Below are 22,063 nucleotides of genomic sequence, written 5' to 3' on the forward strand. Positions count from 1 at the left end.
TCGAGGGCATGACGACGAACGACACTGAGACGACCGTGGAGTACGCCCCCGAGCCGACCCCGCGCCTGGACTGGGCCCGGCACGCCCCCGACGTCTTCAAGGCCATGCTCCGGCTCGACACGGCGGCCCAGCAGGGCCTGGATGCGAAGCTGCGCGAACTGGTGAAGATCCGCGCCTCCCAGATCAACCACTGCGCCTTCTGCCTCGACATGCACACCAAGGACGCCCTCGCGGCGGGCGAGAGCGTCGAGCGGATCGTGCAGCTCAGCGCCTGGGACGAGTCGCCGCACTTCTACACCGAGAAGGAGCTCGCGGCACTGGAGCTGACGGAGGCCGTGACCGTGCTGACGGACGGCTTCGTACCGGACGAGGTGTACGAGCGGGCCGCCAGGCACTTCGAGGAGACCGAGCTGGTGCGGTTGATCGCCGCGATCACGGTGATCAACGCGTGGAACCGGTTCGGGGTGACCTGCCGCCGGACGCCGGGGCACTACCAGCCGGGGCAGCACTCGTGACGACCCGCAGCCAGGTCCTCGACAGGACGGTCGCCCAGGCCATGTCCGGCCTCAGCGCCACCGCGAAGAAGGGCCTCGGCGACCCCGCGCTCGCCGAACTCGTGATGATCCGGGCCTCGCAGCTCAACCACTGCGCCTTCTGCCTCGGCATGCACCTCTCACTCGCCCGGAAACACGGGGTGAGCGAGCTGCAGCTCGACCTGCTGAGCGCCTGGGAGGAGGCCGAGGACGTCTTCGACGAACGGGAACGGGCCGCGCTCGCGCTGACGGAGGCCGTGACCGTCCTGACGGACGGCTTCGTACCGGACGAGGTGTACGAGCGGGCCGCCAGGCACTTCGACGACGTCCGGCTGGCCCACCTCATCGGACTCGTCGTCGCCATCAACAACTGGAACCGGGTGATGGTCAGCCGCCGGATTCCGCCGGGGGGTTACACGCCGTGAGCAAGGCCGAGACGTTCCGCAGACTGCATCGGGGCCGCCCGCCCGGCTCTTCGTCAACGCGCGCGTCGACACGTTCAGCTGCGGGGTGGCCGATCCCGAACGGGCCGTCGAGCGGGCCGCGTTGTAGGTCGCCGCGGGCGCCGACCGCGTATCCGATCGGCGCCCCGCCGGACGTCCTGCCGCTGCTGCGGGCGGGCATCCAGGGGCCGGTCGATGCCGGCGCGAAGGCCGGCGCGAAGGCCGGCGCGAAGGCCGGCGAGGGCCCCTCCCCCGCCGCGCTCGGCGAACTCGGGGCCACTCGCGTCGCCTTCGGGCCCGGACTCCAGCGCAGGACCGCCCAGGCCCGGCGGGACATCGCGGCCGGCCTCACGAAGTGAGCGTCAGGACAGCCACGCCTTCCACGTCGTCCTGTGGCTGTCCACCCACTTCTTCGCCGCCTCCTCCGGCGACAACTTCTGCTCGGCGATCATCAGGGAGACCTCGTTCTGGTCCTCGGTCGTCCACTGGAACTTCCTCAGGAAGGCCGCCGCCTTGCCGCCCTGCTCGGCGAAGTCCGTGTTGAGGTACTTCTGCAGCGGCGTGTGCGGATAGGCGCAGGCGACCTTCGCCGGGTCCGCGTCGCAGCCCTCCTGGTACGCGGGGAGCTTCACCTCGGTCATGGGGACCTTCTTGAAGAGCCACTGCGGGGAGTACCAGTACGTCAGGAAGGGTTTCTTCTCCTTGGCGAACTGCTTGATCTGGGTGATCTGCGCGGCCTCCGAACCGGCGAAGACGACCTGGTAGTCCAGCTTCAGGTTCTTCACCAGCGCCTTGTCGTTGGTGACGTAGGAGGGGGAGCCGTCCATCAACTGGCCCTTGCCGCCGCTCTCCGGGGTGCGGAACCGGTCGGCGTACTTGTTGAGGTTCTTCCAGTTGGTGACGTCGGGGTGCTGCTCGGCGAAGTACGTGGGGACATACCAGCCGATGTGCCCGGTGACCCCGAGGTCGCCGCCCCGAGTGATCGTCTTCTTGTCGTCGACGTACCGCTGCTCCTGCTCGGGGTGGCCCCAGTCCTCCAGGATCGCGTCGACGCGGCCCTGACTGAGGGCGTCCCAGGCGGGGACCTCGTCGACCTGGACGGTGTCGACGCGGTAGCCGAGTTCGTGTTCGAGCAGGTACTGGGCGACGGCGACGTTCGCCTGCGCGCCGACCCACGACTGCACGGACAGGGTCACGGTCTTGGCGCCCTGCGCGTTCGCGAAGGGGGAGGCCTGCTGGGTCATGTCGGCGGCGCCGCAGCCGGTGGTCAGCACCAGCAGGGCAAGAGCGCCCGCCGTCATCATCCGCTTGCGACGCATCTCAGGCTCCCTTCTTCGCACGGCGACCGGTCGGCTGTGTCACCCGGTCGAGCATCAGGCCGAGGCAGACGATCGCGGCACCGGCCACCAGCCCGGTCGCCAGGTCGCCCTGCGCAAGGCCGAAGACGACGTCGTAGCCGAGCGCCCCGGCGCCGACCAGGCCGCCGATGATGACCACGGCCAGGACCAGCACCACGCCCTGGTTGAGCGCCAGCAGCAACGCCGGCCGGGCGAGCGGAAGCTGGACCTGGCGCAGCTGCTGTCCACTGGTCGCGCCGAGCGAGCGGGCCGACTCCATGGCCGCGGGGTCGACCTGGCGCAGGCCCTGCGCGGTGATACGGACGACGGCCGGGAGCGCGTAGACGACGGCCGCGGCGACGGCGGGGGCACGGCCCACACCGAACAGTGCGACGACCGGGATCAGGTACACGAACTGCGGCATCGTCTGGAACACGTCCAGGACAGGCCTCAGCAGCCGCTCGAAGCGGTCGCTGCGGGCCGCCGCGATGCCGGTCGCGAAGCCCAGGACGAGGGTGACGGCGACCGCCGCCAGCACCTGGGAGAGCGTGTCCAGCGCCGGCTCCCACACGCCGAGCACGCCGATCGCGGCCATGGCGAGGACGGCGGTGAGCGCGGTGCGCCAGGTGCCGATCAGCCAGGCGAGGGCGGCCACCACGAGCAGCACCGACCACCAGGGCAGCCACTGCAGACCGTCGCGCACCGGGTCCAGGACCCAGGTGGTGAAGTGGCCCGCCCAGTCGGCGGTGCCGCCGACGACCGGCACGCCCGAGTACAGGTGGGCGGTCATCCAGTCGACGGCCCGGTTCACCGGCTCGGCGATGTTCAGGGTCCAGGAGCCGGGCCAGTCGGTACGGCCCAGCAGGCGGCCGGCGACCGCCACAGCCAGGGCCGCAGCCAGGGCGTACGGCCATCCCGCGCGGGGGTGTTCCGTGCCGCCGTTCCCGGCCGCCGCCGTCACGCGGTCCAGCACGACCGCGAGGAGCACGATCGGGATGCCCGCGGCCAGCGCCGCGCCCACGTCCACCGAGGCCAGTGCCTGGTAGACGCGGTCACCGAGGCCGCCCGCGCCGATCACCGAGGCGATGACGGCCATGGACAGCGCCATCATGATCGTCTGATTGAGGCCGAGCAGGAGTTCCTTGCGGGCCAGCGGGACACGGGCGGTCAACAGGCGTTGGCGGGCGGTGGCGCCCAGTGACTCGACCGCCTCCAGGACACCCTTGTCGGCGCCGCGCAGGCCGAGGGCGGTGAGACGGGCCATGGGCGGGGCGGCGTAGACGACGGTGGCGAGGACGGCGGCCGGGACGCCGATGCCGAAGACGAGCACGACGGGCAGCAGGTACGCGAACGCCGGGAGCACCTGCATGGTGTCCAGGACCGGGCGCAGCGCTCGGTCCATACGGTCGGACAGCCCCGCCGCGAGGCCGAGCAGGGCGCCGACCACGACCGACGCGAGCACCGCGACCACCATCAGGGCCAGCGTCTGCATCGTCGGCACCCACATGCCGAGCAGGCCGCAGGCGAGGAAGGCCGCCGCCGTGCCGAGCGCGAGTTTCACGCCGGCGACCCGCCAGGCGACGAGGGCTCCCAGGGCCGTCACGCCTGTCCAGCCGATGGTCAGGAGGGTGAGGTAGACGGCGCGTACGGAGAGGACGACCGCGTTGCTGATGTGGCCGAAGAAGTAGAGGAACAGGGGGTGGCTGTCGCGGTTGTCGATGATCCAGTCACTGACGTTTGTGAGCGGCTGGGTGAGGTCGATGGTGAGGGCGGTTGGCCATGTGCCGCTTGTCCAACGCGCGTTGGCCAACGGCACAAGGATCGCCGCGGCGAGGGCCAGGAGGAGGAGCTTGCGTGCCGCAGGGTGTTTGAGGGCGCCGGGGAGTGTGCGCGGGGGCGTTGCGGTGATCGTGGCCATCAGACCGTCTCCGCGTTGGTGCCGGCGGGTTGGACGGCTCCCCCGCGCTGGCGGGGTGCCTCCCCCACGCTCGAACGAGCTCGCGCGGGGGCACCCCCATCGCCCACCCGTGCCGCCCCAGCGGCACGACTGCCCGCAGCTGCGGCATCGGAGCCCGCAGCTACGGCGGCCATGTCAGCTTCGGCGGCTACGCCGGCCACCACGTCCAGCAGGCCCGTGTGGTCCACGATGCCGACGCAGCGGCTCCCGTCCATCACCCGGACCGGGCCGCCGGTGCGGGCGACCGCCTCGATCGCCTCCGACACCGTCGCCCCCGGCACCACCGCCGGGCCGCTGTCCGCTTCGTCCGCCGATGCGGGCCGCATGGCGGTGCGGACCGTCATGACCTGCTCACGGGGCACGTCCCGGACGAACTCGCGGACGTAGTCGTCGGCCGGGGAGCCGACGATCTCCTCCGGGGTGCCGAGCTGGACGATGCGGCCGTCGCGCATCAGGGCGATGCGGTCACCGAGTTTGAGGGCCTCGCTCAGATCGTGGGTGATGAAGACCATCGTGCGGCCCTCTTCGCGGTGCAGCCGGACGACCTCCTCCTGCATCTCCCGCCGGATGAGGGGGTCCAGTGCGCTGAACGGCTCGTCGAACAGGAGCACCTCGGGGTCGACGGCCAGCGCTCGCGCCAGACCGACCCGCTGCTGCTGGCCGCCCGACAGCTGGCCGGGCCTGCGCTGCTCCATGCCTTCCAGGCCGACCTTGGCGACGACCTCGGCGGCCTTGGCGCGCCGCTCCGCCCTGCCCACACCCTGGATCTCCAGGCCGTAGGCCACGTTGTCGAGGACCGTGCGGTGCGGGAGCAGGCCGAAGTGCTGGAAGACCATCGCGGCGCGGTGCCGGCGCAGTTCGCGCAGCCGGGCCTTGTCCATGGCGCGGACGTCCTCGCCGTCGATGGCGATGGTGCCGGCGGTCGGTTCGATGAGCCGGGTCAGGCAGCGCACGAGCGTCGACTTGCCCGAGCCGGACAGGCCCATCACGACGAAGACCTCGCCCTTGCGCACGTCGAAGGAGACGTCCCGGACGGCGGCGGTGCAGCCGGTGCGGGTGCGCAGGTCGGCGGCCGGGAGGGCGGCGAGCTCGGGGTCGGCCGGAACACGGTCGGCCTTCGGGCCGAAGACCTTCCACAGGCCGTCCACCGAGAACACGGACGTACTCATCACGCACCACCCCCGATCAGGTCCACGGCCCGCTCACCGACCATCAGCACCCCGATCATCGGGTTCACGGCGGTCATGGTCGGGAAGACGGAGGCGTCGGCGATCCGGATGCCGTCCAGGCCGCGGATCCTCAACTTCTGGTCGACCACGGCGAGTTCGTCGTCCGCGGCGCCCATGCGGCAGGTGCCCGCCGGGTGGTACACGGTGTGCGCGACCTTGCGGGCGTACTCGCTGAGCTCCTCGTCGCTGGTGATCTCCGGGCCGGGGCAGACCTCCCGCTTGAGCCAGTGCGCGAGCGGCTCGGACTTCGCGATCTCACGGGCGATACGGATGCCGTCGACGAGGGTGCGGCCGTCGTGGTCGTCCTCGTCGGTGAAGTAGCGGAAGTCGAGGGCGGGCTTCTCGGCAGGGTCCGCACTCTTCAGGTACAGCCGCCCCCGGCTCTTCGGCTTCGGGATGTTCGGGGTCATCGAGACGCCGTGCGCGGGGCGTTCGTAGCCCAGCCGCTCCGGGTTGTCCGTGAACGGGATCTGGTAGAAGTGGAACATCAGGTCCGGGCCCGGGTGTTCGGGGTCGCGGCGTACGAACAGGCCGGCGTCGGAGTCCATTGCGGAGTTCTCCGGGATGGGGCCGTGGGTCTCCCAGACGATCACCGACTCGGGGTGGTCGAGCAGGTTCTCGCCGACGCCGGGCAGATCGTGCGCCACGGGTATGCCGAGCGCCTCCAGGTCGGCCTTCGGGCCGATGCCCGAGTGCAGCAGCAGCCGCGGGGAGTCGACCGCGCCGGCGCACAGGACGACCTCGTTGCGGGCCCGTACGAGGATCTCCTCGCCGTCCTTGGTGCGGACGTGGACGCCTTCGGCGCGGGTGCCGTTCAGCTCCAGCCGGTACGCCCAGGTCTCCAGAAGGATCGTCAGGTTGGGCCGCTCGTCCATGACCGGGTGCAGATACGCCACCGAGGCCGACGACCGCTTGTTGTTCTCGGGGTGGTAGGCGAGGTCGAAGAAGCCGACGCCCTCGGTGAACGGCTTCTTGTTGAAGCCCTCGACGCGCGGCACGCCGAGTGCGGACTGGGCGGCGTCGACGAAGTCGCGGGCGATGGCGTTCCGGTCCTTCTCGTCGACCGGGACGATGTTGTTCAGCAGACGGGCGAAGTACGCCTCCATCTGGACGGCGCCCCAGCCCTTGGCGCCGGCGTTCTCCCACTCGTCCCAGTCGGACGGCAGCGGCTTGAAGGCGATCAGGGTGTTGTGGGAGGAGCAGCCGCCGAGGACGCGGGCGCGGCTGTGCCGGATGTGGGAGTTGCCGCGCGGCTGCTCGGTGGTCGGGTAGTCGTAGTCCAGCTCGCCGCCGAGCAGGCCCATCCAGCGGCGCAGGGTGAGGACGTCGTCGCGGCCGACGTCACTGGGGCCGCCCTCGATGACGGCGACGGTGACGTCGGGGTTCTCGGTCAGCCGGGAGGCGATGACGGAGCCTGCCGTGCCGCCGCCGATGACGACGTAGTCGTAGACGTGGGTGTTCTCGGGCATGGGGTGGTACTCCGGTGGGGGGTCGGAAGAAGGGGATGGGTGCGGGTTCAGCCCGCGAACCAGCGCACCGGCTTGGGCGCGAGGTTCTGGTAGATGTGCTTGGCCTCGCGGTACTCGGTGAGTCCGGCCGGGCCGAGTTCGCGGCCGACGCCGCTCTTGCCGAAGCCGCCCCACTCCGCCTGCGGCAGGTAGGGGTGGAAGTCGTTGATCCAGACGGTGCCGTGCCGCAGCCGGCCCGCGACCCGGCGGGCCCGCCCGGCGTCGGCGGTCCAGACGGCGCCGGCCAGCCCGTACTCGGTGTCGTTGGCGAGCGCGACGGCCTCGTCCTCCGTGCGGAAGGTCTCCACCGTCAGGACCGGCCCGAAGACCTCTTCCCGTACGACCCTCATCTCGCGGTGGCACTGGTCGAGCACCGTCGGCTCGTAGAACCAGCCGGTCGCGGGCCGCTCCGGGGCCGGCTCGGGGCGCTTGCCGCCACAGCGCAGCACCGCGCCCTCGGCCAGCGCGGAGGCGACGTAGTCCTCGGTCCTCGCGCGCTGCTGCTCGGAGACGAGCGGGCCGCACTCGACGCCCGGCTCGGTGCCGCGGCCCAGGCGGATCTTCGCGGCGCGGCGGGCGAGTTCGGCGACGAACCGCTCCCTGACACTCTCCTCGATGATGAGCCGCGCACCCGCCGAGCAGACCTGACCGCTGTGGATGAAAGCCGCGTTGAGCGCCTGGTCGACGGCGGTGTCGAAGCCCTCCTCGGTGGCGCAGGCGTCGGCGAAGACGACATTGGGGTTCTTGCCGCCGAGTTCGAGGGCGACCTTCTTCACGCTCGGCGCCGCGGCCTGGGCGACCTTGACGCCGCTGACGAGTCCGCCGGTGAAGGAGACCAGGTCGACGTCGGGATGCTCGGCGAGGCGGGCGCCGACGCTGTGTCCGGGCCCGGTGACGATGTTGGCGACCCCGGCCGGGAGGCCGGCCTCGGCCAGCAGGTCGATGAGCGCGACCGTCGTCAGCGGAGTGATCTCACTCGGCTTGATCACGAAGGTGTTGCCCGCGGCGAGAGCGGGCGCGATCTTCCAACTGGCCTGGAGCAGGGGATAGTTCCAGGGTGTGATCATGGCGCACACGCCGACCGGTTCGTGGACGACCACGCTGTGGATGTCGCTGGACCCGGCGTCGACGACCCGGCCCGGCGCCTCGGCGGCGACCAGGTCGGCAAAATACCGAAACGCGTCGGCGACACAGTCGATGTCGACGCGCCCCTCCTCGACGGTCTTGCCCGCGTCCCGGCTCTCCAGCAGACCCAGCTTCTCCCGGTCCCGTACGAGGAGTTCGGCGACGCGGCGCAGCAGCGCGGCACGCTCGGCGACGGGCGTGTGCGGCCACGGGCCCTCGTCGAAGGCCCGCCGCGCGGCGGCCACCGCAAGGTCGGTGTCCTTCGCGTCGCCCTCCGCGACCACGGCGAACGGCAGGGCGTCCGCGGGGTCGAGGATCTCGCGTGTGGCGCCCGAGACGGCCGCTCGCCACTCGCCCCCCGCGTGGATGGTGTCGCGCGCCTGAAGTTCTGTACTGTCCGCCATGATCGGTTACTGCCTTCCGTTCCTGTTCAGCGCCCGTGAGTCACACAGGAGCCACCCACGGGACCGGGTCCTTCTGCCCTACGGCCCCGAATGCATGCGCCCTTCACGGCCGAACGTGCGCCGCGTCACGGAAAATGCGGACATTACAGAAGAAACCACTCACGGCGTGAGCAGGCGGGGACGGAGACGAGCCGCGGCCGGTGCGGGTCAGCCGGCGTCCGTACCGCAGGTCGTGTACGGCGGGCAGAAGGCGCCGAGCGCTGTCCGCAGCAGCTCGCGCTCGTCGTCACGGCCGTCGGCGTCCGCTCCGTAGGCGGCGATCGCGTACAGCTTGCCGTCGGCGGCCATGAAGCGCTCGTCGACGACATACCAGGTGCCGATGTCGGGCTCGCCCTTGAGGGAGTCGACGAGGTACTCCAGCCGGGAGCCGGTGAAGTCGCCGTCGTCCAGGTTCTCCAGCGAGAGCTCGGTGAATCCCGGGCCCTTCGGGACGGCGTCGGAGAGGAACAGTTCGTGGGACTCCTCGGGGGACGCCTCCGACACCTCGAACACCTGGAGCCTGCGCCCGCCGTCGGGGCTGCGGTAGTGGACGACGTCGATGCCGTACTGCGAGGACACGGTCGTGCGGGTCCACCCCGTGGGGCGGGCGACGGTGAAGCCCTGGGGGTCGTCGTACGCCTCGAATCCGGCGGGAAGGTCACTGTTCAGGGCGGACGGTGAGCCGGTGGCTGTCTCCTGCGGACCGGGATCGGAAGGCAGCCCGGAGTCGGACGCCCCGGGGCTCTGCGACGCGCTCGCGGAGACCGCCGCCCTGCCGGCGCCAGCCCGGCCGTCGGACGCCTCCCCGTCTCTGACGACGAGGGTCACCACCAGCCCGACCACCACTCCCACCGCAGCGGCCCCACCCAGCACGGCCCAGACCTTCCCCCGCCCGCCCCTGCGGGGCCCGACCGGAACGGGCTCGGGACCCCAGGCGGGTAGGCGGTCCCGTACGGCGGCCAGGGCGCGGGTTCCGGACCGCTTCCGGGCCGCTGGATCCCGGTGAGGGTCGGCACGGAGGGGGAAACGTGGGGAGGGGGCGGCGGCGAGACGCGGCCGGGGCGACACCACCGCCAGGCGCGGCACCCCCGGCAGGAGGTGGCACGTCCGCGGCGGCTCCGCCGGCACCCGCCCCGGCATCAGGGCCGGCCGGTCCGGCGACGGCGGCGCCCACCCCGCCATCGGTGTGCGCCGCACCGTCCCCGGCCGACGTCTTCCCGGCCTCCTCCCACCGCTGGGTCTCCTCGTTCCAGTACAGCGGTCCGGTGCCCGTACCCATCACATCCCCCTCGCCTCAGTCACCCGTGATGTACCCGCACACGTCACATCCCGAGCAGCCCCGCCACGGTTCCCGCCGAGGCGAGCAGCGCCGTCAGGGCCTGGGCGTCCGTGAGGAGCTCCCGGAGCCGCTGCAGGCGCCCCGCACCGGCCGCGCCGGTCCGGTTGATCTCCTCCTCGGTGTCGGCGAGCGCCGCGTCGAGCTCTGCCGTCTGTTCGCTCTGCCGCACCCGGCCGCCCGACAGATCCACCCGCAGTTCACGCACCGCCTTCAGCAGTTCCTCGGCGGCCTCGTCCCGCTGCGCGGGGGCGCCATGGTGGTGGCTCTCCGCGCGCGCGTGGCTGCCGATGGCGAAGGTGCTGCCCGAGACGTCTCCGATCCGGACGTTCGGCTCATCGCTTGCCATGGCTCGCGGTTCCCTTCTGCGGCCCGGGGCCGCCGCTGGTGGCGCTGGCGTGCTCACCGATGGCGAAGGTGGAGCCCTCGACCCGGTCGATGTGCACGGCGCCGTTGCTGACGTTGACGATCTTCTGGACGAACTCGCCGGTCTCATACCCGGCGTCGGACAGGGCGAGTCGCACTCCCCGCCCGATACGGTCCTGGATGCTGCGCAGGTACCGGGCCACGTCCATCTCCTGGAAGGTGGACCCCGTTTCCACCGAGGCCAGTTCCCGCACCGACACGGCGGGCCCCTCGGGCAGCGCGTTGCCGTGCCCGCCGATCAGCAGCCGCCACCCGTAGGCCGCGCCCCGCGCGAGGGTGACCAGCGCGCGCCCGGCCGACCCGGGCACCAGCACCACGGCGGCGACGGCCTTGCCGAGCACGTTGCTGGTGCGGAACCGGTGGGCGGTGCGGTCGGCGTCCTTGAACTCGGCGAGCACCGGCGTCAGTACGTGCGGCACGACCTCGAGCATGAGCATGCGGCCCTGCGTGTGGATGCGGACGTAGACAGTGACGACCACCTCCTCCTCCCAGCCGCCGACGCGGATGCGCAGGAAGTGCCGCCGCTTCTCGCCACCCTCCTCGACGGAACGCAGCCGGTGCTGTTCGAACTGCTCGGGAGCGTAGGGCGCCTGATCACGCGCCGTCAGCCCTTCCACGGGCAGGAAGACACACTCGTCGATCTCCAGCCGCCGCAACCGGTCCCGTACGGCCGTGCCCGCGTATTCGGCGGGCACGCGGAGCTGTTCGAGCATGGGCCGGACCCGGTCGAGAATCGCCCGGTTGCTGATCGGCTGCTGCTTCTTGTCCTCGTCGGGACGGAGTTCGACGGCGAGCACCCAGGTGTCGTACGGCGCTCCCGCCCCGCAGAACGGTCCCGCCTCGTTGTACATGATCAGGGGGGCGTGCTGTTCCCGCCGGATGAGCCCCATCAGCCGCCGGAAGCGCAGCCCCTCGGCCTGCTCAGCGGGGTCGCCCACCGCGTCGGGGAACTGCCGCGGGGACAGTTCCGCGGCGAGCACCCGCGCGAACTGGCCGCGCCGCGCCGCCTCGCACAGCGCGATGAGTGCGAACACGGCGATCCCGAACCAGGCCTGCCACGGCTCGACCACCTCGGAGAACAGGTCGGCGAACGGGGCGAAGGCCTCGGCGGCGTCGGACGTCTCGAAGCCGTCACCGGAGCCGTAGGAGTCGTAGGAGCCGTACGGGTCGTACGCCGAACCGGAGTCGTCGTCCGACCCGGCCCCGAAGGCGATGCCGCCGACGGCGAACAGCCAGAACGCGGCCGTGAACCGGCCCCACCAGCGCACCAGGAAGGCGGCGAACAGCCGGTACAGGGGCGGCCGGGCGGCGCGGCCCCTGATCCACGGAGCGAGGGCGAGGAGCAGGCTCGGCCACACCAGGCCGGCGAGCAGCCAGCCGCTGAGCGGCATGCCGACGACCCACAGGCCGAGGACGGCGGCGGACCACAGCAGTTCCTGCCGCCGGGCGCGCAGCGCATGCGCGAGGACGCGGGCCACGTCGAACCCCAGCGAGGGCGCCACGAGGCGCTGCTCGTTGAGAAACAGCTCCTCGATGACACGGTCGCGGTACTCGGGGTTCAGATAGGCACCCGCACACAACAGCCGCGTCGCCTCACTGGCGTGGGGCGGGGTGGGTGGCGGCTCGGGCGGTGTCGGGGTGTCCGTGTGGTGCGGTTGCTGCGGCACGTATCCAGTGCTCACGCCGATCCCCCGATGCGCATGTTTCGTTGGTGACAGACGAGTTGATGAACCATCAGCATAGGCGAGGCCCGAGACCGAAGGAAATCGGATTGTCAAGCGTGTACTGCTGTGATGCGCGTCAAGCTTTGGCCCCGGCTTCCCGGAGCCCACTGGCACCCACCCGGTCCTTTGACTAGAGTCAAAGAATGACGGAGTCAGTGTCGACGGAGCATGTAGCGGCCTTCCGCCGCTTCAACCGCTGCTTCACACGCCGTATCGGGGTCCTGAACGATCACTATCTCGGTCAGGACCGGCCACTCGGAGAGGCCCGCCTGCTCTTCGAGATCGCGACGGCCGGCGGCCCGGACGGGATCTCCCTGCGCGAGCTCAGAACCCGCCTCGGGCTGGACGCCGGCTATCTGAGCCGGATGACGAAGAGGCTCCAGGGCCGGGGCATGGTCGTACTGAGCGCGCACCCCGAGGACAACCGGCTGCGCATGGCACGGCTGACCCCGGCCGGGCACGCGGAGGTCAAGGAACAGAACCGCCGGGCCGACGCGCTCGCCACGGGCGTACTGGAAGGCCTGGCCCCGGACCTGCGGGCACAGCTCACCGACGCCATGACCACCGCCGCACGCCTGCTGCGACTGGCGGCGATCACGGTGAAACCCGTGGACGCCCACGCCCCGGACGCCCGGACCTGCCTCGACGCGTACGCCGACGATCTCGACGCCCGCTTCCCGGAAGGCTTCGACCGCTCGGACCTGGTGGCCCCGGAGAAGGTGTCGGGGGAAGCCGGAGCGTTCTTCGTCGCGTACGAGGAGGACCGGCCGGTCGGCTGCGGGGCGCTACGACGCCTGACGCCCGGCGCGGGCGAGATCAAGCACGTGTGGGTTCACCCCGACGCCCGCCGCCTCGGCCTGGCCCGCCGCATCCTTCAGACACTGGAAGCGGAAGCCCTACGCCGCTCCTGGACCGTCGTACGCCTCGACACCCACGCAACCCTCAGCGAGGCCCAGACGATGTACCGGGCCTGCGGCTACACCGAGATCCCGGCGTACGGCGAACACGTCTACGCGAGCCACTGGTTCGAGAAACGGCTCGCCCCCTGAGGCTCACACCGGGGGCCGCCGCACTGCCGCCGGAGGCGCCCCTGGCCATGACCGGGACAGCGGCAGAGGAGTTCCGGAACGAAGCCCAGCAGCAGGGTCGACCTGAGCTCCCCGCCCTCGCCGTACTCAAGGCGTAGAGCAAACGGACCCCGCACCGGCCGGAACCAGTGCAGGGCCCCATACCCGAAGCAGGCGGATCAGATGAGGCCGAGGCCGCGGACCGCCTCGCGCTCCTCCTCCAGCTCCTTCACGGACGCGTCGATGCGGGCGCGGGAGAACTCGTTGATCTCCAGGCCCTGGACGATCTCGTACTTGCCGTCCTTCGTGGTGACCGGGAAGGAGGAGATCAGGCCCTCCGGGACGCCGTAGGAGCCGTCGGACGGGATGCCCATGGAGACCCAGTCGCCCTCCGGGGTGCCGTTGACCCAGGAGTAGACGTGGTCGATGGCGGCGTTGGCGGCGGAGGCCGCGGAGGACGCGCCGCGGGCCTCGATGATCGCGGCGCCGCGCTTAGCGACGGTCGGGATGAAGTCCTCGGCCAGCCACTTCTCGTCGTTCACGACCTCGGCGGCGTTCTTGCCGGCGACCGTGGCGTGGAAGATGTCGGGGTACTGCGTGGCGGAGTGGTTGCCCCAGATCGTCAGCTTCCTGATCTCGGAGACCGGGGTGCCCGTCTTCTTCGACAGCTGGGTCAGCGCGCGGTTGTGGTCCAGGCGGGTCATCGCGGTGAAGCGCTCCGCCGGTACGTCCGGGGCGGCGGCCTGCGCGATCAGCGCGTTGGTGTTGGCCGGGTTGCCGACGACCAGGACCTTGATGTCGTCCGCGGCGTGCGCGTTGATGGCCTGGCCCTGCGGCTTGAAGATGCCGCCGTTGGCCTCCAGCAGGTCACCGCGCTCCATGCCCTTGGTGCGCGGGCGGGCGCCCACCAGGAGGGCGACGTTGGCGCCGTCGAAGGCGACGTTCGGGTCGTCGCTGATGTCGATGCCCTGGAGCAGCGGGAACGCGCAGTCGTCCAGCTCCATCGCGGTGCCCTCGGCGGCCTTCAGCGCCGGGGTGATCTCGAGGAGGCGAAGCCTGACCGGCACGTCCGCGCCGAGCAGCTGGCCGGAGGCGATGCGGAAGAGCAGGGCGTAACCGATCTGGCCGGCCGCGCCGGTGACGGTGACGTTCACGGGAGTGCGGGTCATGGCGTTCTCCGTATGACAGCTGGCGGTGGGGCGTCCCTGCCCCGGCTATTTTGATCGATCTCTTGGCGTCAAGAGAGATCCAGCGTCAGGCTATCGCGCATCCGGGATCCCGGACGTCCGGGTCGGTGTGGCCCAGCCCACAGCACCACGAAAGGCGGCGGCCGCCCGTCCGGGAGAGGAGAGACGGGACGGCCGCCGTGTGGGGGTACCGTTGCCGGACTCCCGTGGGGGTACGGTTCGCGTGCCCAGGAATACGGCGGCCATTCCTCTGTCCCCCGGCCAATTTCCACCGGACGGGCTCGACTCGCTGACCTGCGTCAGTCCGTGCATCCCTCCTGTCCCGACGCCAGCGTCGTGCACGCCGTCGCCTCGCCCGCGTCCCGCACCGCCACCATCGGCGTGTACGCGATGGCGTCGCCGGCGACCGTGATGGAGCCCTTCTGCTGGGCGTCGCCCGCGGTCACCTGGACCTCGTCACCCTGCGTCGCCTGGGTGATGCGCCCCCAGGCCGCCCCGCAGATCTTGCTGTAGCGGACCTCGACGACGGTCGTGCCCACGGTCGCCGTCTTGGCGGTGGTCACCAGGTCTCCGCTGCACCCCATGCTCTCCGCGTCCTTGCCGGTGCAGCTGTCGCCGCTGCACTTCACGCCCGGCGGCAGGTTGGCGTCGGTGGTGACGGACGGCGACGGGGAGGGCGACGCGTCGTTGTCCTTGTCGCCGTCGCCGCCGTTCATGAGGTAGAACGCGCCGGCGGCCACGACGACCACGCCGACGGCTCCCGCGAGGAACATCGTCAGCCGGCGTCGGCCCGACGATCTGCCGGAGGCCGGGCGACCGCCCGACGGGGAGCGGCCGGAGCGGCCGGAGTGGCCGGCGGGGGTCGCCGACGGTGCGGCGCCGGTCCCGAATCCGGCACCGGCGCCGGTTCCTGCTCCGGCCCCGTTCTCGTTTCCGGTACCTGCTCCGGCGCTACGACCGGCACCGGAGCCCGCTCCGGTGCGCGAACCCGCTCCGCGGCCGCCGGTCTGCGAGGGTCCCGCGTATCCCGCGAGCCCCCACGAGTTGCCGCCCGGGGAAGCCCCCGGGCCGGCCGCCCGTGCGGTGCCCTCGCGTGCGTCCGCGTCGGACGCCGTGGGCTGCGGCGGCACCGTCGGGGACACGCCCGCCGGTCCCGCGATGCCGGGGGTCGCCGTCGCGCTGCCGCCCCGGCGGGCCGGTTTGCCGCCCTTGGCGTTCGCCGGGGGCGCCCCGAACTCGCCCAGTGCCGCACGGGCCTGGGAGATCCGTATCGCCTCCATGGTCATGTCGTGGCGCATCTCCGAACGGCTCCAGGCGCGCTCGGCGAGCTCCCACATCGTCGTCAGATGGATGGGATTGGTGCCGGTGACCTCGGCCAGGGCGACGATCGCACCCTTGGGCGCGAGCAGCCGGCCGTTGAGATAACGCTCCCAGGACGTCTTGCTGTAGCCCGTGCGGTCGGCCACCGCCGCGACGCTCAGGCCGCTGCGGTCCACGAGCCGCCGCAACTGGCTCGTGAACTCCCTGACCTGCGGATCGAGTTCGTCCGGCAAGGCCCTCCAACGAGGCATTGCTTCCCCCTCTTCCCCCCGGTTCGTGCTGGTTCTTCCCCCGCGCGTGCTGCCCTCTGCCGAGTCCCCGTTCTGGCTACCCACAGGGATGCGCCCGGTCAGGATCTCAGTTCCCGGGGTGGGGGCGCACGGGGGCGTTGGCGCCGCGGGCATGCACCGTTGCACGCCCGCTGGCCCGCGGTCCAGCTCGGGACGTCCCGGACCGTCCCGATTGGGCAGATTAGCCCCGCTGTGCAGCGCCTTGGTCCCGGATCCCGGAACTGTCAATACATCGACACAACGGACACACACCGGTGACCTCGGGCGCCCCAGCGGTGCCGCTCCCACCCAGACGCAACCGCGCCGAGGACGCCGAGGACTGTGGCAGGGCGCGGACACGGTAGCGGAACGGTCACCTCCGAGCCACAGCGTACGGACAGCTGTTGAACAGCCCGTTCGCCGTGCGGGAGTTTGAGTGCGGCGGCGGCCCGTCCTTGCTCGGGGGAGGGGACGGGTCGTCGTCGCGCCGAGCGTCTCAGCTGTCCACCGTGAAGTGCAGTGCGTCCTTCAGGAAGGGGACCTTCAGCAGCGGGTCCGGCTGCGCCATCAACGCCAGCAGCACGATCGCGAGGCCAAGCACGCTGTAGGTCACGATGTCCGTAAAACGGGACCGTACGGCGAGCATGCCGACGCTGGGCAGGAGCCACCGCAGCACCGCCCCGGCCAGCAGGGCGCCGCCGATCACCAGCGTGCCGGCGCGGAAGACGTCGAGCGCGGTGATCAGCAGGCCGGTGCCGACCAGGCCGAGGACGAGGAGGACGGGCCACTGCCGGGCGGGCGCGGGCGCGTCACCGCGTGCGGCGCGGCCACCGCCCTCGGGGCGCGCCGTGTCCCGCGTGAACAGTGGGAAGCGGCGGGTGGTCCGCCGGGGCAGGCCCTCGGCGTCCGGCGCGCTCACCGGGTCCCGGACCTCGATCTCCTCCGCCCCGGCAGTGTCCTCCGCCCTGCGGGCGGCATCCTCAGCCGACACTGCGCTCCGCCGCCTCGACCACGTTGACGAGCAGCTGGGCCCGGGTCATCGGGCCGACGCCGCCGGGGTTGGGGGAGACCCAGCCGGCGACCTCGGCGACGCCGGGGTGGACATCGCCGACGATCTTGCCCTCGGCGCTGCGGGAGACGCCGACGTCGAGGACGGCCGCGCCCGGCTTGACGTCCTCGGGCCGGATCAGGTGGGCCGAACCGGCTGCGGCGACGATGATGTCCGCGCGGCGCAGGTGGGCCGACAGGTCACGGGTGCCGGTGTGGCACTGGGTCACCGTCGCGTTCTCGCTGCGCCGGGTGAGCAGCAGCGGCATCGGGCGCCCGATGGTCACCCCGCGGCCGACGACCACGACCTCGGCACCCTTGATCTCCACGCCGTAGCGGCGCAGCAGGGTCAGCACACCGTTCGGCGTGCAGGGCAGCGGCGCCGGCTCGTTCAGGACCAGCCGCCCGAGGTTCATCGGGTGCAGCCCGTCCGCGTCCTTGTCGGGGTCCATGAGTTCGAGGATGCGGTTCTCGTCGATGCCCTTGGGGAGCGGCAGTTGGACGATGTAGCCGGTACAGGCCGGGTCCTCGTTCAGTTCCCGTACGACCGCCTCGATCTCGTCCTGCGTCGCCGTGCCGGGCAGTTCGCGCTGGATGGAGGCGATACCGACCTCGGCGCAGTCGCGGTGCTTTCCGGCGACGTACTTCTGACTGCCGGGGTCGTCCCCGACGAGGATCGTGCCGAGGCCGGGCGTGACGCCCTTCTCCTTCAGCGCCGCCACGCGGGCGGTCAGATCGGACTTGATCGCGGCTGCAGTGGCCTTGCCATCGAGAATCTGGGCGGTCATGAACCCCATCCTCCCGGATGACCGGGTCCCGGTTCCAATCCGGGTACTCCGGAGCCCGTCCCGCCGTAGGCCCTCATGGTCCCCTGACGAATCAACTCATGAATCCCGTCATGAATCCCCTCATGGTCCCCCATGATCGATGATGTTGCACTTGCACAACACATCCGGAATGCGGCTGGACAAGCCGACGGTGGCTGAAGAACGATTGTCGGAACAGTGCCGCGGGCAGTACCGGGGGGACGAACCGCATCTGTAGAACCTTCCTCCGAATCCGGCCGCGCCTCGTCCCCGCACTCCAGGTAAAACGGAGGAAAGACCGCCATGAGTTTCGGCGACCCGAACAACCCCTATGGGCACGGGCAGCCGCCCCAGCAGCCCCAGGCCCCCGCTCCCGGTTACGGCTACCCCAGCAGACGCCGCCCGGCGCCCCGCCGCAGGGCTACGGATACCCGGCGGCCCCGCCCGTCCAGCAGCCGTACGGCGGCGGTTACATGCCCGGCGCTCCCGCGCAGATGCCGGGCATCACCCGCGCCTCGCAGATCATGCTCGGTGTGATCGCGCTGGCCCATGCGGTCATCGCCGTGCTGTACGGGGTCGCGCTCGGCCAGTGGGACGAGACCATGGCCGAGGCGGGTGTCACCGGTGACTCCGAGGCGGAGGCGATCGCCGATCTGGGCAAGGGCGTCGTCGTCTTCTTCCTCGGTCTCGCCACCGTGTTCGCGATCCTCGGTCTGGTGCTGCTGCTCCAGTACGCCAAGGGTGGCAACGGTGTCCGCGTCTGCTCGATCGTCTACGGTTCGTTCGCGATCGTCACGGGCATCTTCATGATCGCGGCCTATGGCATCGGCCTGATCATCATCGCGATCTCCATCCTGGTGATCGTCTTCTCCGCGAAGCGCGCCAGCGCCGAGTGGTTCCGCCGCCCGCGCTACTGAGCCGCCGGCCGACGGAACGGTTCGCGCCATTCACACCGAGGGCCGTGTCCCACCCGTGCAAGGGTGGGGACACGGCCCTGGTGCGTTCCCCGACACACCGAGTCCCGGACACCCTTCCTCCCTTCTCGGGGCAATCGCTTACCCTCCCCCAGGTTGGACTGGGGGAGGGTGGCCCTCATGGATTGGGCGAGGGGACAAGTCCATGTACAGCGTCATCGTCGTGCCTCCGGCATGCGCACGTCCGGACGGACAGATCAGGATCGGCACAGGTGAGCGGCTCGCGTTCGGCAGGGAGGAGACGGGCGGCGGGCTCACCATCGCGCACGGGGGAGTCCCCCGGATCGCCGGGGAGATCACCGCTCAGGGCACCTTCTGGCTGCTGAGCAACCGCAGCGAGGACCAGACCTACGTCGTGGAGAACCCGGAGGGCGCCGGCGAACACATCAAGGTCACCCCCGGCAGGGTCGACGCCCCCGTGCCCTTCGAGTTCTCGCGCGTCGTCCTGCCCGCCGCGGGCGACCTGCTCACCTTCGACGTCTGGGCGCCGCGCCACACCTTCCGCAGCGTTGCCCGGCACGGGCTCGCCGGAGCCGTCACCGCACCGGCGTTCACCCTCGACCGCACCAAGCGGTACTTCGCGGTCCTGGCCGCCCTGTGCGAGCCCCGGCTGCGCGGCGAACCGCACGCCCCGCTCCCCGCGGTCGAGCAACTGGTGGAGCGGCTGCGCCCGGCATGGCCTGCGGTCAGCCGGTCCGCGGTCTACTGGAACATCGACTACCTCGCTCTCAAGCTGCGGCTACGGCCGGGCCCGGACACGGCGGAACCCGGCCGGCGCGTCAACGGCAAGAAGGAGTCCCTGGTCTCCCTCGCCCTCCGCTTCGACCTGGTCCGCGAGGACGACCTCATCGTGCTGACCGCGCCCGCGAGCGAGGTGTGCCGATGAGCGACGAGCAGTCGTACGCCGTCCTCGTCCCCAAGGGTTACCGGGTCGGGGAGTGGGAGGTCCGTGAACCGCTCGCCTCGGGTGCGTTCGCCACCGTCTACGCGGGACGCCGTACCACCGGCGAACCCCGTACCGCCGCCCTGAAGTTCCTCCCCACCGGCACCCGCACCCCCCGCCAACTCCGCCACCTGCGCGAACTGGCCGAGCGGGAGATCGAGTTCCTCGGACGCCTGCAGTCGCCGCGGCTGATCCGGATGTACGACACCCTCACCGTCGACGACCCCGAACACCCGGATCTCGACGGCGCCACCGTCCTCGTACTGGAACAGGCCGAGGGATCCCTGGACGCCGTACCGACCAAGGATCCCGGCTCCCTGCTCGCGCAGACCTGCGAGGGTCTGGCCCAACTGCACCACGCCGGCTGGGTGCACGGCGATCTCAAGCCCGCCAACGTCCTGTTGATGAAGGACGGTTCGGTACGGCTGGCCGACTTCGGCATGGCGGCCGAGCTGGAAGGCACGCACGCCTACGCCCCCGCCTTCGCGACCCCCGACTACACGCCGCCGGAGCTGCTCTGGCCGGAGGTGGACGAGCGGGGGACGCGGATCCGGCCCTCCGCCGACGTGTGGGCCTTCGGGGTCCTCGCCCATGTCGTCCTGACCGGCACTTTCCCGCTGCCGGGCGGGACGACGGAGGCCCGCAGCGACGCGGCGATGCGGTATGCGCGGGGTGCGGAGGAGCTGCGCCTGTCCGCCGAACTCCCGGACACCTGGCGGGAGATCATCCGGGACTGTCTGGCCCGTACGCACGCCGAGCGCGTCGGCACCGAGGCGTTGTTACGCCGGGTGGAGGCGGCGGCCGGGGTCGCCCGCTCACCTCGCCCGCCGAAGCGGCGCCGCCCCTTCTGGCGCCACCACCCCGTCCTGGCCGGGGTCCTCACCACCCTCCTCGTGGTCACGACCGGGCTCGGGATCACGGCCGGCATCGCCCACCACCAGGCGACCCGGTACGACGGCACTCCGGTGTACGAGGCGGTGGCCGTACCCGACGCGTCATCGTCCGGCTACGGCTACGACCGCTGCCCGGCCGACAGCGTCTGCTTCTTCAGCGAGCACTACGGCAACGGGAAGATGTGCCACTGGCAGGACAGCGACCCGGACTGGCAGTCGGGCGACAAGACGTGCGCGTGGGCCGCGCACAGCCCCGTACGGTCGGTCTTCAACAACATCGCGGACAGCCGTGACCTCGACGGTGTCGTGTACTTCCGCGGCACCGACTACAACGCCGCCGGCTTCGACCGCCGCCGCAGCGCACAGCGCACCGGCTGCACCGGCGTGAACAGCCAGGGGAACCTGGCGGGCACGTACGCCCCGCTGTCGCACAAGGTGGTCGGCAGTTGCACCTACAGTCCGTCGCTGTGGGGTGTGCTGCGCTCGCTCTTCTGAGCCCGCAACAGCGCCGCCCCCATGGGGGTGAGTGTGTGCAGTACGGACGCGCCGTGCCGTCCGCTGGTGATGAGTCCGGCGTCTCTCAAGACCGTCGCATGGCGGCTGGCGGAGGACGCGGAGACGCCGATGGCGCGCGCGATCTCCCCGGTCGTGGCGCCGTGGGCGACGGCGTACAGGGCCGCGGCGCGCGCCCGGCCGAGGAGGGCGGTCAAGGGGGCCCGCGACAGGGGTGGCGCCTGCGGCTCGTGGTCGAGCGGATAGACCAGTACGGGGGGCAGGCCCGGGTCGGCGAAGGAGATCGGCCGCTGGAGGAGGAAGTACGCCGGGACGAACAGCACTCCGCGGCCGTCCAGATACAGATCCCGGTCGACGGTGGGGTTGTACTGGGCGTACAGAACGGGCCGCTCCCAGCGCACCCAGGGCGCAAGCCCGGCGAGCATCCCCTCCACCCCGCCGTCCATCAACTCCCGGGCCCGCGCCGCCCGTTCCGCCTCGATACGGGCCCGGACCTGGTGCTCGTACGGCGCGATGGCAACGTCGTGATAGGCGCGCAGCAGCCGCACCAGCTCCTCACGGGCCGCCCGCTCGGCCAGCCGCGCAGTCCACGCGGGCGCCCCGACGATCCGGTGGAGGCGGGCGACCTCGGCCCGGACCCGGCGGGCGGGGGTGGCGAGGATGGCTTCGAGACCGGCGTCCAGCCCTTCCGTGGTGGCCTGGTACGGCGTCAGGAAGTCGGGAAAGTAGGCGGCTCTCCGGTACACCGGTATGAGCATGCTGCGCACCGCCCGCTCCAGCCCCTTCTCCTGGAGCCGTCGCCGGGTGGTGCGGTACCACTCGGCGTGGGCCCAGCGGCCCTGCCGGGTCTGGAGCCGGTGCAGGCTGGTGGCGATGTCCCACAGCGGGTCGGACGCGGTGCTGAACCTGGTCCTGGCCAGGTCGGCATCGCTGAAGTGGACGCGGAGCATGTCGTTCTCCCCCGATGAACTCAGCTGTTGCGT

18 protein-coding genes and 2 pseudogenes are annotated in these 22,063 nt (G+C 71.4%); 7 read left to right on the plus strand and 13 right to left on the minus strand.

What is annotated here, in order from left to right; translation table 11 throughout:
* Nucleotides 1–8 precede the first annotated feature (8 nt).
* From StrepF001_RS17245 to StrepF001_RS17255, 3 genes and pseudogenes are all read left to right on the plus strand, one after another.
* A complete protein-coding gene (locus StrepF001_RS17245; RefSeq protein ID WP_129799164.1) occupies nucleotides 9–515 on the plus strand; it encodes a carboxymuconolactone decarboxylase family protein in 507 nt (168 codons plus the stop codon).
* On the plus strand, nucleotides 512–958 hold the full coding sequence (locus StrepF001_RS17250) for a carboxymuconolactone decarboxylase family protein (RefSeq protein WP_129799165.1): 447 nt from the start codon (nucleotides 512–514) through the stop codon (nucleotides 956–958). Before StrepF001_RS17245 ends, StrepF001_RS17250 begins: the two co-directional genes overlap by 4 nt.
* Nucleotides 959–1,001: 43 nt before the next feature.
* Nucleotides 1,002–1,335, plus strand: a pseudogene (locus tag StrepF001_RS17255) (isocitrate lyase/phosphoenolpyruvate mutase family protein); the annotation flags it as partial.
* Nucleotides 1,336–1,338: 3 nt separating this feature from the next.
* Here StrepF001_RS17255 and StrepF001_RS17260 read toward each other — a convergent pair.
* The 8 genes from StrepF001_RS17260 to StrepF001_RS17295 all read right to left on the minus strand — a co-directional run bounded on the left by StrepF001_RS17260 (nucleotide 1,339) and on the right by StrepF001_RS17295 (nucleotide 12,019).
* Nucleotides 1,339–2,295 (minus strand): ABC transporter substrate-binding protein, encoded by a 957-nt coding sequence (locus tag StrepF001_RS17260; RefSeq protein ID WP_129799166.1) that lies wholly within the window; start codon nucleotides 2,293–2,295, stop codon nucleotides 1,339–1,341.
* Between the two features lies 1 nt (nucleotide 2,296).
* On the minus strand, nucleotides 2,297–4,231 hold the full coding sequence (locus StrepF001_RS17265) for an ABC transporter permease subunit (RefSeq protein WP_129799167.1): 1,935 nt from the start codon (nucleotides 4,229–4,231) through the stop codon (nucleotides 2,297–2,299).
* Nucleotides 4,231–5,439, minus strand: coding sequence for a glycine betaine/L-proline ABC transporter ATP-binding protein (locus StrepF001_RS17270; protein ID WP_129799168.1), 1,209 nt, complete (start codon nucleotides 5,437–5,439; stop codon nucleotides 4,231–4,233). Before StrepF001_RS17270 ends, StrepF001_RS17265 begins: the two co-directional genes overlap by 1 nt.
* On the minus strand, nucleotides 5,439–6,968 hold the full coding sequence (locus StrepF001_RS17275) for a GMC oxidoreductase (protein WP_129799169.1): 1,530 nt from the start codon (nucleotides 6,966–6,968) through the stop codon (nucleotides 5,439–5,441). The genes StrepF001_RS17270 and StrepF001_RS17275 overlap by 1 nt, the downstream gene beginning before the upstream one ends.
* A gap of 47 nt (nucleotides 6,969–7,015) precedes the next feature.
* Nucleotides 7,016–8,536 carry an aldehyde dehydrogenase family protein gene (locus StrepF001_RS17280; RefSeq protein WP_129799170.1) on the minus strand — a complete coding sequence of 507 codons (1,521 nt, stop codon included), beginning with the start codon at nucleotides 8,534–8,536 and terminating at the stop codon, nucleotides 7,016–7,018.
* A gap of 207 nt (nucleotides 8,537–8,743) precedes the next feature.
* Nucleotides 8,744–9,448: a hypothetical protein gene (locus StrepF001_RS17285; RefSeq protein WP_129799171.1), complete on the minus strand. Its 705-nt coding sequence runs from the start codon at nucleotides 9,446–9,448 to the stop codon at nucleotides 8,744–8,746.
* 449 nt (nucleotides 9,449–9,897) lie between these two features.
* Nucleotides 9,898–10,260, minus strand: coding sequence for a hypothetical protein (locus StrepF001_RS17290; RefSeq protein ID WP_129799172.1), 363 nt, complete (start codon nucleotides 10,258–10,260; stop codon nucleotides 9,898–9,900).
* Nucleotides 10,247–12,019: a hypothetical protein gene (locus StrepF001_RS17295; RefSeq protein WP_129799173.1), complete on the minus strand. Its 1,773-nt coding sequence runs from the start codon at nucleotides 12,017–12,019 to the stop codon at nucleotides 10,247–10,249. The genes StrepF001_RS17290 and StrepF001_RS17295 overlap by 14 nt, the downstream gene beginning before the upstream one ends.
* 185 nt (nucleotides 12,020–12,204) lie before the next feature.
* On the opposite strand from StrepF001_RS17295, the gene StrepF001_RS17300 reads away from it, so the two are divergent.
* On the plus strand, nucleotides 12,205–13,110 hold the full coding sequence (locus StrepF001_RS17300; protein WP_129799174.1) for a bifunctional helix-turn-helix transcriptional regulator/GNAT family N-acetyltransferase: 906 nt from the start codon (nucleotides 12,205–12,207) through the stop codon (nucleotides 13,108–13,110).
* A 197-nt stretch (nucleotides 13,111–13,307) separates the two neighbouring features.
* Here the strand turns inward: StrepF001_RS17300 and StrepF001_RS17305 are convergent, their stop codons facing one another.
* From StrepF001_RS17305 to StrepF001_RS17320, 4 genes are all read right to left on the minus strand, one after another.
* Complete coding sequence (locus StrepF001_RS17305; RefSeq protein ID WP_129799175.1) at nucleotides 13,308–14,297, minus strand: malate dehydrogenase; 990 nt, start codon at nucleotides 14,295–14,297, stop codon at nucleotides 13,308–13,310.
* A gap of 317 nt (nucleotides 14,298–14,614) precedes the next feature.
* Nucleotides 14,615–15,868, minus strand: coding sequence for an XRE family transcriptional regulator (locus tag StrepF001_RS17310; RefSeq protein WP_240797551.1), 1,254 nt, complete (start codon nucleotides 15,866–15,868; stop codon nucleotides 14,615–14,617).
* Nucleotides 15,869–16,400: 532 nt separating this feature from the next.
* On the minus strand, nucleotides 16,401–16,895 hold the full coding sequence (locus StrepF001_RS17315; protein ID WP_129799177.1) for a DUF3017 domain-containing protein: 495 nt from the start codon (nucleotides 16,893–16,895) through the stop codon (nucleotides 16,401–16,403).
* A complete protein-coding gene (locus StrepF001_RS17320) occupies nucleotides 16,885–17,739 on the minus strand; it encodes a bifunctional methylenetetrahydrofolate dehydrogenase/methenyltetrahydrofolate cyclohydrolase (protein ID WP_129799178.1) in 855 nt (284 codons plus the stop codon). Before StrepF001_RS17320 ends, StrepF001_RS17315 begins: the two co-directional genes overlap by 11 nt.
* 321 nt (nucleotides 17,740–18,060) lie before the next feature.
* Here StrepF001_RS17320 and StrepF001_RS17325 point away from each other — a divergent pair.
* The 3 genes and pseudogenes from StrepF001_RS17325 (at nucleotide 18,061) to StrepF001_RS17335 (ending at nucleotide 21,062) form a co-directional block, all read left to right on the plus strand.
* A pseudogene (locus tag StrepF001_RS17325) lies at nucleotides 18,061–18,674 on the plus strand (hypothetical protein).
* Between the two features lie 202 nt (nucleotides 18,675–18,876).
* A complete protein-coding gene (locus StrepF001_RS17330; protein WP_129799179.1) occupies nucleotides 18,877–19,617 on the plus strand; it encodes an FHA domain-containing protein in 741 nt (246 codons plus the stop codon).
* Nucleotides 19,614–21,062: a protein kinase gene (locus StrepF001_RS17335; RefSeq protein WP_129799180.1), complete on the plus strand. Its 1,449-nt coding sequence runs from the start codon at nucleotides 19,614–19,616 to the stop codon at nucleotides 21,060–21,062. The genes StrepF001_RS17330 and StrepF001_RS17335 overlap by 4 nt, the downstream gene beginning before the upstream one ends.
* Here the strand turns inward: StrepF001_RS17335 and StrepF001_RS17340 are convergent.
* On the minus strand, nucleotides 21,020–22,030 hold the full coding sequence (locus StrepF001_RS17340; protein WP_129799181.1) for a helix-turn-helix domain-containing protein: 1,011 nt from the start codon (nucleotides 22,028–22,030) through the stop codon (nucleotides 21,020–21,022). The genes StrepF001_RS17335 and StrepF001_RS17340 overlap by 43 nt on opposite strands.
* Between the last annotated feature and the right edge of the window lie 33 nt (nucleotides 22,031–22,063).

Origin of the sequence: Streptomyces sp. F001 (assembly GCF_004187715.1) — a bacterium.
GTDB lineage: Bacteria > Actinomycetota > Actinomycetes > Streptomycetales > Streptomycetaceae > Streptomyces > Streptomyces flavusporus.

Coding starts and splice junctions, on each gene's coding strand:
- StrepF001_RS17245 (WP_129799164.1), top strand. CDS start 9: ATGACGACGAACGACACTGAGACGACCGTGGAGTACGCCCCCGAGCCG.
- StrepF001_RS17260 (WP_129799166.1), bottom strand. CDS start 2,295: ATGCGTCGCAAGCGGATGATGACGGCGGGCGCTCTTGCCCTGCTGGTG.
- StrepF001_RS17265 (WP_129799167.1), bottom strand. CDS start 4,231: ATGGCCACGATCACCGCAACGCCCCCGCGCACACTCCCCGGCGCCCTC.
- StrepF001_RS17270 (WP_129799168.1), bottom strand. CDS start 5,439: ATGAGTACGTCCGTGTTCTCGGTGGACGGCCTGTGGAAGGTCTTCGGC.
- StrepF001_RS17275 (WP_129799169.1), bottom strand. CDS start 6,968: ATGCCCGAGAACACCCACGTCTACGACTACGTCGTCATCGGCGGCGGC.
- StrepF001_RS17280 (WP_129799170.1), bottom strand. CDS start 8,536: ATGGCGGACAGTACAGAACTTCAGGCGCGCGACACCATCCACGCGGGG.
- StrepF001_RS17290 (WP_129799172.1), bottom strand. CDS start 10,260: ATGGCAAGCGATGAGCCGAACGTCCGGATCGGAGACGTCTCGGGCAGC.
- StrepF001_RS17300 (WP_129799174.1), top strand. CDS start 12,205: ATGACGGAGTCAGTGTCGACGGAGCATGTAGCGGCCTTCCGCCGCTTC.
- StrepF001_RS17305 (WP_129799175.1), bottom strand. CDS start 14,297: ATGACCCGCACTCCCGTGAACGTCACCGTCACCGGCGCGGCCGGCCAG.
- StrepF001_RS17320 (WP_129799178.1), bottom strand. CDS start 17,739: ATGACCGCCCAGATTCTCGATGGCAAGGCCACTGCAGCCGCGATCAAG.
- StrepF001_RS17330 (WP_129799179.1), top strand. CDS start 18,877: ATGTACAGCGTCATCGTCGTGCCTCCGGCATGCGCACGTCCGGACGGA.
- StrepF001_RS17335 (WP_129799180.1), top strand. CDS start 19,614: ATGAGCGACGAGCAGTCGTACGCCGTCCTCGTCCCCAAGGGTTACCGG.
- StrepF001_RS17340 (WP_129799181.1), bottom strand. CDS start 22,030: ATGCTCCGCGTCCACTTCAGCGATGCCGACCTGGCCAGGACCAGGTTC.